The organism is Pseudomonas asplenii, from assembly GCF_001293465.1.
Lineage (GTDB): Bacteria > Pseudomonadota > Gammaproteobacteria > Pseudomonadales > Pseudomonadaceae > Aquipseudomonas > Aquipseudomonas fuscovaginae_B.
Map to the genome: position 1 here is coordinate 84,443 of NZ_JSYZ01000023.1, position 7,880 is coordinate 92,322.

General features: G+C 61.9%; 7 protein-coding genes. 3 read left to right on the plus strand and 4 right to left on the minus strand.

Translation table 11 applies throughout. From position 1 onward, the window contains the following. Positions 1-61: 61 nt before the first annotated feature. The gene (locus PF66_RS26410) at positions 62-703 is read right to left on the minus strand and encodes an FMN-dependent NADH-azoreductase (RefSeq protein WP_054064275.1); all 642 of its coding nucleotides are present in this window, start codon (positions 701-703) and stop codon (positions 62-64) included. 108 nt (positions 704-811) lie between these two features. On the opposite strand from PF66_RS26410, the gene PF66_RS26415 reads away from it, so the two are divergent. Both PF66_RS26415 and PF66_RS26420 read left to right on the plus strand, forming a co-directional pair. Next, positions 812-1,666 (plus strand): LysR family transcriptional regulator, encoded by an 855-nt coding sequence (locus PF66_RS26415; RefSeq protein WP_054060648.1) that lies wholly within the window; start codon positions 812-814, stop codon positions 1,664-1,666. A 536-nt stretch (positions 1,667-2,202) separates the two neighbouring features. Beyond that, complete coding sequence (locus tag PF66_RS26420; RefSeq protein ID WP_054060647.1) at positions 2,203-2,703, plus strand: hypothetical protein; 501 nt, start codon at positions 2,203-2,205, stop codon at positions 2,701-2,703. A gap of 412 nt (positions 2,704-3,115) precedes the next feature. Here PF66_RS26420 and yfcF read toward each other — a convergent pair whose 3' ends face one another. Beyond that, a complete protein-coding gene (yfcF, locus tag PF66_RS26425) occupies positions 3,116-3,751 on the minus strand; it encodes a glutathione transferase (protein WP_054064276.1) in 636 nt (211 codons plus the stop codon). Positions 3,752-3,934: 183 nt separating this feature from the next. Between yfcF and PF66_RS26430 the strand changes: the two genes are divergently transcribed. Beyond that, a complete protein-coding gene (locus PF66_RS26430) occupies positions 3,935-4,654 on the plus strand; it encodes a helix-turn-helix transcriptional regulator (protein WP_054056569.1) in 720 nt (239 codons plus the stop codon). Positions 4,655-4,711: 57 nt separating this feature from the next. On the opposite strand, the gene PF66_RS26435 is transcribed toward PF66_RS26430, so the two are convergent. Then, entirely contained in the window at positions 4,712-6,670 is a 1,959-nt protein-coding gene (locus PF66_RS26435) for a MacB family efflux pump subunit (RefSeq protein WP_054064277.1), read from the minus strand. Next, complete coding sequence (gene macA, locus PF66_RS26440) at positions 6,667-7,824, minus strand: macrolide transporter subunit MacA (RefSeq protein ID WP_054064278.1); 1,158 nt, start codon at positions 7,822-7,824, stop codon at positions 6,667-6,669. The genes PF66_RS26435 and macA overlap by 4 nt, the downstream gene beginning before the upstream one ends. Between the last annotated feature and the right edge of the window lie 56 nt (positions 7,825-7,880).

Below are 7,880 nucleotides of genomic sequence, written 5' to 3' on the forward strand. Positions count from 1 at the left end.
ACAATTTCGTACACAGCCTAGTGGGATTTTTTCAATTGAAGCCCATCAAGCTCCTGAAACGTCAGCGACACAGACTGTCTGCCAAACCCCTGGCCTGCTGGACCGCGGCTTCGCGTGCGCTGCGATCAACCTCTTCGCCCAGGATGGTTTTCTCCACAATCACCGAATGCACATCCATCACGCCGACAAACTTCAGCCAGGCTTCCACATAAGGCTTCTGAAAATCGAAGCGTGTGGCCGGCGTGATCGACTGCGCCGAAAAATCCAGGCCTCGGGCGTACATCACCACAGCGGTCTTGTTGAACAGCATGCCTTGCAGGCCGCGCTCCGCGTCAAAACTGAACAGGATGTCTTTCTGCGACACCAGGTCGATGAAGTGCTTGAGTTTGTACGGGATACTGAAATTCCACAGCGGCACGGACATCACCAGCACATCCGCGCGGTGCAGGTGACTGGCCAACGCTTTCAAGGTGTCCCAGGCGTCCTGTTGCGCGGGGGTCAAGGGCGTGCCACTGAGCCCGGCGTATTTGGCCTGCATGGCCAGGTCGTCGAACTCCGGTAACGCCATCTGCCAAAGGTCGAGCGTGATGAGTTCGGTATCCGGGGCATGTTCCTGATAACGCGCAATGAACCTGCGGGCCACCTCAAGGGAAGCCGAACGTTGCTTGCGGGGAGAACATTCAATATGCAGAAGAGTCGTCATGGCGCGCCTCGGGGGTTGGGGGTGAACAGAACCGATACGCGCATTGCAACATAGCTTGATTTAAAATATAAATCGTAAATAAATACGACACTCATCACGAATACAACTATGTTCGATACGCTGCTGCTCAAGACATTTGTCACGGTCGTCGATGAAGAAGGTTTCAGCCGTGCCGCCCAGAAGCTGCACCTCACGCAGTCGGCAGTCAGTGGCCACGTGCGGCGGCTGGAAGAACAGATTGGCAAACCGCTGTTGACGCGTACCACCCGCTCCCAGCAATTGACTCCCGATGGCGAACGCCTGGTTTCCTATGCGCGTACGATCCTGGTGTTGAACCGTGATGCCTGGGCAGAACTGACGCGTACGCCGTTTCACGGACGGCTGCGGATCGGGGTGTCCGAGGATTTTGTCGAATCGCGGTTATTGCGCACCTTTCAGGATTTCGCGGCGCAGTACCCGGGCCTGGAGATCGATGTGCAGGTGGGCATTCCGGGCACGTTGCTGAGCCTGATGAAACAAGGCCATCTGGAACTGGTCATCGGTTCTCTGTGCGAAACCGGCGAAGCGGGGCTGCTGCTGTGGCAGGAACCACTGGTGTGGGCTTGGCCAGCGCAGGCCGCCACCGCCTTACCGACACCGTTGCCGCTGGCGCTGTTCCCGGAGCCGTGCCCTTATCGAGAGGCCGCACTGACGCGGCTGGCCCAGGCGGGCATCGCCCAACGCACGGCGCTGTTATGCAGCAGCGCTGCCGGGTTGCGGGCGGCGGCGCTCGCAGGCTTCGCAATCGCCCCCATGACACTCAGCCAGGTAGGGCAAGGGCTGGCGGTGCTTGGAGCCGAGCAGGGGCTGCCGGATTTGCCGGATGTGCAATTTCGGCTGTTCACCTCACCTGAAGCGGATCAGGCGATCGTGGCGGCGGTCACTCGGCTGATTGTGGAATATTGCTCCACGCGCAGGGCTTGAGCGACTTTCAACAAGGCCGCTGCTTCCGGGTCTGGCGGCCCCCTCCATAGGCTCTCGCCGCGGCCCTGTCAGAAACGGGGCCGGTAGATCAAAGACAAGCATGCCCGGCGCCAAGGTGGCGTCGTTCACGGAGCTTGCCTACGACACCTTCCCGTAGGAGCCGGGCTTGCCCGCGAATAGGTCCTCAATCCTGGAAAACAGGCCAAACCTCCACTGCGTCCAGTGTGCAACCTTCTTTTGTAATATCAAGACTACAGCCACTTCCCACACATATTCCCGCACAACCTCAGAACAACCTTTATTACTTCAAAATAATAAAGAACCCATCCATTCGGCCAGTTATTAAGTCCCAGCAAAAGATATTAAATATCCGCTTACAAAAGAGCAGCACCAACTTTCTTGCAACCGAGAGAGCGACGCCATCGCCAGCCCAATACGGCAGGCAGATAGGGCGCTCTTTATCCTGACGCCAAACCGCATCTGGAGTTAAAACCGCACAACCTAAACCGAAAGAACCTCTTACGCAAGGTACCCTCATGAACATCAACAGCCGTTTATCACTCTCTACATACAATCCATCCACGGCCAAATCAGTGACACATCAAGAACAAGGCCAGAAAGGCTTCTCACTGGAAACTCCCGGCAATACGAAAAACACTTCTGACCCGGTCAGCATCAGCGCCGCTGGCGCCGAGATGTCCGATGCGATGGATCCGCCTGTTCCTGTGGGTGCGATGCCAGGATGGTCGGGTGAATTCGCGATCCAAGTCATAACCCGGCCAGATGGAACATCAATGTTCATGGATGGAAAGTTTTCGAATCTTTCGTCTGGGGAAAGAGATGAATACTTCAACCTGCTGCAATCCCACATGGATGCCCTGTACGAACGAAACGGTCTTGTCGACGAGGAGTCCACCTACGCCGCCCTCAACTCCCGCTCGATGAACGAAAAGCTCCATCAGGAGTTCCTCGAAGGCATAAGAAACGATCCGAAGATGGCCGAGTATGTCGGCCGGCTCGGCATCGCGCTGTCCTGATCGCCTCGCGGCCACTCACCAGGCCACGCTCCCTGAGCGTGGCTGGCTACCGCCTCGGCCTGGGGCAAGGACACCAGCATGATCAGCCCGCTGAAGTTGCTCTGCGGCATCGGTGTGATCTTTTTCTATCTCTACGAAACCCTGCCGGCACTGGCCGACACGCTGCTGCTGAAAAACGGCGACCGGTTATCCGGCAGCATCATTTCGTTCAGCGAAGGCCTGTGCATCGATACCGCTGTTCGAACTGTTCCGACAATGGCGGGGCGAAACGCTGATCGTCGGCCGTGCCGCTGCCAGCCGACCGGAGCACCCCTTGCTGGCGCTTCCAGGCGCCCGCCATGTGGCCCCCGAGATCGAGGTCGTCAGAACCCTGCTGGCGCCATCCAGCCGTTGAGCCAGGAGGCCCCCTGTATCACCCCAGGGCCGGACGTTCCAGCGCCACCCACGCCTGCACCGCCGGGTGCTGCCACTGGCGGCGGGCATAGTCGGCCAGCCCGGCGGGCACCGGGTCGCCATTGAGGATCAGCCGGTTGAGCATCAGCGCCAGGTCGACATCGGCAATCGACCATTGGCCGCACAGGTACTCTCTGCCATCCCCCAGCAGAACCTGCGCCGCCTCGATCAGCTTGCGCGCCGCCGCCTCGCCGGCGGCCGACAACGGGCCAGCCTTGCGCCCATAGAAGATCACCAGGGTCGAACGCTCCTGGCGCAGCGCCTGCAGGTCGCTGCGCAACCAGGCCTGCACCTGCCGCGCCCGGGCCCGCTGCTGGGCATCGCGTGGATAGAGCGGTGCCTGCGGGAACAGTTCGTCCAGGTACTCGGTGATCGCCGAGGACTCGGAGAGCGCGAAGCCCCCCTGCTCCAGGGTCGGCACCCGCTGGGTCAGGGACAAGCCGGCGTACGCCTGCGACTGCTGCTCATGGGCGTCCAGGTCGAGGGGGTGAAGATCGAATTCGAGGGCCTTTTCCCGCAGCGCGACAAATACCGACAGGGCATAGGGACTGGTGTACTGGGCATCGACATACAAACGCAGACGGGCATCGTTCACGGCAGACTCTCCTTGGAATGAGAGCGACACGCTACGGGATCTGCCCGGACAAATGAAATCAACGATTTTCATGGGCGTATTCCCGAGCGGAATACTGGGAATTGGGCTATGGTAAAGGCCGCTGCTCCAGGCTCGTTTCCTGGTAAGCAAATGTTCCGGATTTTGAAACTCATGGATGAATCGATGAACTCACAACAGCTTTTCCCGCAAATTGGCAAGGTCATCGCCAGCACTGGCAGTCGCCGTTTTCCGCGGATGTTGCACGACCTCATTCTCACCCAGTTGTCAGTCGACGCCACCCACATCCGCAAGCTGCCGATACACCCGCAAACCACCCCCCTATCGGCCCATGCCGGCAGCCAGGTCATCACCCATGGCGAACCGATCTCCCCGGCGTCCAACGCCAAGGAATCGGCCCTGCACCTGACCCGGCGCAAGGATGACTGCAGCTACACCCTCTCGGTGTACCGTTCGAACCAGTCGCAGCAGTTCTCCGCACAGGAAAGGAGCATCCTGCAGGACTTCTCCCCGCTGCTGCTGCCGATGGTTGAAAAGCACATCAGCGCCCTGCAACCCCTGTCGCCCCCGCTGGACAGTCAGCCCGGCCAACTCGACGACATGGAGAGCCAGGGGCTGCAGGCCTTGCGCCTGCGTTTTGTCGACCGCCTGGCGCAGTCGGGGCTGACACTGTCCAACCGTGAAACGGACGTCTGCGTCGGCCTGCTGTCCGGGCGCACGGCACCGGTGCTGGCCGAAATGCTCCAGTTGAAGGTCAATACCGTGGAGAGCTACCTCAAGCGCGCGTCCATCAAGCTGGGCATCAGCGGACGCCACTCGCTGATGCGCTGGATGTACGCGGCAGAGGAAGCGCCGGCGCCGGTGGTGCCGGCAACGCCCGTGTAACCGTCTCCTGCCAGCGGACCGGCGAGGGGATTGCAGCGTGCGATCCCCCCGCCTCTCTCAATCGCGCGCCAGCGCCTCGATCGGGTCGAGCCGCGAGGCGTTGCGCGCCGGTACGAAGCCGAACACGATGCCGATCAGCGTCGAACAGATCACCGCCGTGGCGATCGCCCCCAGGGAGAACACCATCTGCCATTCCTTGATGAACAGCGAGAACAGGTAGCCGATCCCGAATGACAGCGAGATGCCGATCATCCCGCCAATCAGGCAGACCATCACCGCTTCCACCAGGAACTGCTGGCGAATGTCCGACTGGCGCGCACCGACCGCCATGCGGATGCCGATCTCGCGGGTACGCTCGGTGACCGACACCAGCATGATGTTCATCACGCCGATGCCGCCCACCGCCAGGGAAATCACCGCGATCAGCGACAGCAGCAGCGCCAGCGAGCGGCTGGTCTTGTCCACCGTCTGCATGATGTTGTCGAGGTTGTTGGTGAAGAAGTCCTTGGTGCCGTGGCGCTGCTGCATCAGCTTGATCACGTTGTCCTCGACCACCTTGCTCGGCTGCCCGTCCTTGATCCGCACCATGATGCTGTCCAGGTAGCGTTGCCCGAGCAGGCGGCCCGCCGCGGTCTCGTAGGGTACCCAGACGTTCAACTGCTTGCTGGAGGTAAAGATGTTCTTGTTGTCGGCCGTGACCCCGATCACCGTGCAGGGCAGGTTGTCCAGCAGGATCACCTGGCCCAGCGGGTCGACATTCGGACCGAACAGGCGGTTGCGCGTGTTGTGGTCGATCACCACCACCTGGGCCTGGCGCCGGGCGTCGCTTTCGCTGAAGGCAATGCCCTGCGCCAGCTTCAACCCGCGAACCTGGAAGTAGCGATCACTGACTCCGTTGACCTGGGCATCGAGATCGACGTTCTGGTAGCGCAGGAGCATGTTGCGTCCGACCATGGGCGTGGCGCTGTCGACGTAGTACAGCTGACTCAGCGCGAGCACGTCGGCCGGTACCAGGGTCTCGATCCGGCTGGCCCGGCTGTCGCCGAAACTGGTCCCCGGGTAGATGTCGATGGTGTTGCTGCCGATCGCCTGGATGTCCTTGAGCACATAACGCTTGGCCCCCTCGCCGATGGCCGAGATCGACACCACCGAGGTGATGCCGATGACGATGCCGAGCATGGTCAGCAGCGTGCGCATGCGGTGCGAGATCAGCGCCACCCAGGCCATGTTGAAGGCCTCCTTGAACAGCCCGAAGCCGGCCACCAGGCGCCCTGTGCTCTTGGACGCCAGGGTGGCCTTGTGGGTGCCCGCCGTCTCGTCGGTGGGGCGCTCGTTGGCCCGGTCGCTGATGATCTCGCCATCGCGCACCTCGATGATCCGCTCGGCGTTGGCGGCCACCTTGGGGTCATGGGTGACGATGATCACCGTATGCCCGGCGGCATGCAGTTCCTGGAGAATCTGCATCACCTCCTTGCCGCTGTGGGTGTCCAGCGCACCGGTGGGTTCGTCGGCAAGAATCACCTCGCCGCCGTTCATCAGTGCCCGGGCGATACTCACCCGCTGCTGCTGGCCACCGGAGAGCTGGCTCGGCCGATTCTCCAGGTGTGCGGCCAGGCCGAGGCGGCCGAGCAGTTCGCGGGCCCGGCCATGGCGCCGGGACTCGCCGGTACCGGCATAGATCGCCGGCATCTCGACGTTGTGCATGGCGCTCAGGTGCGGCAGCAGGTGGTAGCGCTGGAAGATGAAACCGAAATAGTCGCGGCGCAGTTCGGCCAGTTCTTCGCTGCCCAGGTCGCGGGTCTCGCGACCGTTGATCCTGTAGCTGCCGGCGGTGGCGTAGTCGAGGCAACCGAGGATGTTCATCAGGGTCGACTTGCCCGAACCCGAGGCGCCGGTAATCGCCACCATTTCCCCGGCATGAATGCTCAGGTCGATGTTCTTCAGCGCGGTGAACTCACGTTCCCCGGCCATGAAGCTGCGGCTGATGCCGCGCAGTTCCAGCAGTGGCTGCGTCATTGGCCGGCTCCCGCCACCGCCGGCGTCGGTTCGCCGATCACCACCTTGTCGCCTTCGGCCAGACCTTCGCTGATCTGCACCTTGACGTTGTTGTTGATCCCGGTGCGCACCTTGCGCTCATGGGCCACGCCCTTGGCGTCGACCACCCGCACCGGGAAACGGCCATCGGCGTCGCGCGGGCCGAGGGCCGCGACCGGCACCGTGAGCACCGACTTGGCGGTGTCGAGGACGATACGCACCTGGGCGGTCATGGAAATCCGCAGGCGATGGTCGGGGTTGGGCACGTCGAACAGCGCGTTGTAGAACACCGCGGTGTTCTGCTTGGGCGTGCCGGCGGTCTGGGTCTCCACGAAGTTCTGCGGTGCCGGCTCGGTGCCACGCAGCTTGGCGTAGTAACGTTTGTCCGCCTCGCCGAGGATGGTGAAGTACACCTCCTGGCCGGGGCTGATATGGATCACGTCGGCTTCCGAGACCTGGGCCTTGACGGTCATTGTGTCCAGGTCAGCCAGCTTGAGCAGTACCGGTGCCAGCTGGTTGGCGATCACGGTCTGGCCTTCCTGGGTGACGATGCCCACCACGTCGCCATCGATCGGCGCGACGATGCGGGTATAGGCCAGGTTGATCTTGGCCGTGTCGATCTGCACCTGTGCACTCTTGATCTGCGCCTCGAGGGCACCCAGGTTGGCGCGCTGCACCTCATAGTTGGATTCGGCGGTCTCGAAATCCTGCCGGGAGATCGCCGCATCGCTCTGCAGCCCCAGGTAACGCTCGTAGACCGCCTTGGTCTGCTTGAGCTGGGCCTGGGTCGCGCGCCGTTGCGCCTGCAGGTTTTCCTCATCGACCTGGGCCTGGCGCAGGGTGTTCTGCAGCACCTGCGGGTCGATCTCGGCCAACCACTGGCCGCGCCTGACCTTGTCGCCGACCTTGACCTTGAGGGATTTCAACTGCCCGGAAACCTGGGCGCCGACATCGACCTGGCGGATGCCTTCGAGCACCCCGGTCGCCAGCACCGTGTTCTCGATATCGCTGCGCTCGACCGTGGCGATCAGGTACTGCGGCGGCTCTGCCGGCGCCTGCACCGCATAGAACACCAGGCCTGCGACCAGCACCAGCGCCAGCCCGATACCCGTCTTGCGAAACTTCGTTTTTTTCATAAGTGACCATCAATACCTTGAGAAATACCTGAAATCGAACCCGGGGACGGGGCGTC

Bases quoted from the DNA above. Each gene is read 5' to 3' on its own strand.
- macA (WP_054064278.1), bottom strand. From the start codon at position 7,824: ATGAAAAAAACGAAGTTTCGCAAGACGGGTATCGGGCTGGCGCTGGTG.
- PF66_RS26430 (WP_054056569.1), top strand. From the start codon at position 3,935: ATGAACTCACAACAGCTTTTCCCGCAAATTGGCAAGGTCATCGCCAGC.
- PF66_RS26435 (WP_054064277.1), bottom strand. From the start codon at position 6,670: ATGACGCAGCCACTGCTGGAACTGCGCGGCATCAGCCGCAGCTTCATG.
- PF66_RS26415 (WP_054060648.1), top strand. From the start codon at position 812: ATGTTCGATACGCTGCTGCTCAAGACATTTGTCACGGTCGTCGATGAA.
- PF66_RS26420 (WP_054060647.1), top strand. From the start codon at position 2,203: ATGAACATCAACAGCCGTTTATCACTCTCTACATACAATCCATCCACG.
- PF66_RS26410 (WP_054064275.1), bottom strand. From the start codon at position 703: ATGACGACTCTTCTGCATATTGAATGTTCTCCCCGCAAGCAACGTTCG.